Consider the following 620-nt stretch of genomic DNA (forward strand, 5'->3'; position numbering starts at 1 on the left):
TTTCCCGCGTTCCGCTGGTTGCCGCCGTGTCGCCGCCGCCTGGAGCGGCCGGGCGATTATCCGGAGGCGTAATCGGTGGCGCGCAAGTCGAAGTCACTCAAGTGGTACGGCAAGGCCGTGAAAGAGGACATGCGCGCCGCCCAGATCGACGGGGTCAACCAGACCATGGCCGCGTGCGTGCAGCACGCAAAAAGAAACCACACCTGGCAGAACAGGACGGCGATTTTGGAGGGCGGCATCGACATCGCCGATTATGCGGCGCCCCATAGCAGCGGCGTCAAAGGGACCTGGGGGGTGCGCGACGTGGTCTATGCGCGGATCCACGAGCTCGGCGGCACGATCAGACCCAAGACCGCGCAGGCCCTCAAATTCCGCCTGGACGACGGCACATTCGCGGTCGTCAAGCAGGTGACGATCCCCGCCAGGCCCTATCTGCGCCCGGCCGCCGACGAGGAATATCCCAGGCTCGCCGACCGGATCAGGGCCTCTTATCAACGCCGGGCGAAGCGGCGCAAGACGACGCCTTGACAGCTCAGGCGCGCGGCCGGATGCTCCGGCCAATCTCCCGCCCCTCCCCGAATATCGACGTCTCCCGCGCACCTGCGCGGATGTCCGGCACC

At 66.9% G+C, this 620-nt stretch carries 1 protein-coding gene; it reads left to right on the top strand.

Annotation, left to right across the window (positions count from 1 at the left end; all coding sequences use genetic code 11):
* The first annotated feature begins 75 nt into the window (after window positions 1–75).
* Window positions 76–528, top strand: a complete 453-nt coding sequence (locus TSB10P1A_RS22615) for a phage morphogenesis protein (protein ID WP_186390232.1) — start codon at window positions 76–78, stop codon at window positions 526–528.
* Window positions 529–620 lie beyond the last annotated feature (92 nt).

The sequence above is a fragment of the Stappia sp. TSB10P1A genome, from assembly GCF_900185725.1.
Classification (GTDB): Bacteria; Pseudomonadota; Alphaproteobacteria; order Rhizobiales; family Stappiaceae; genus Stappia.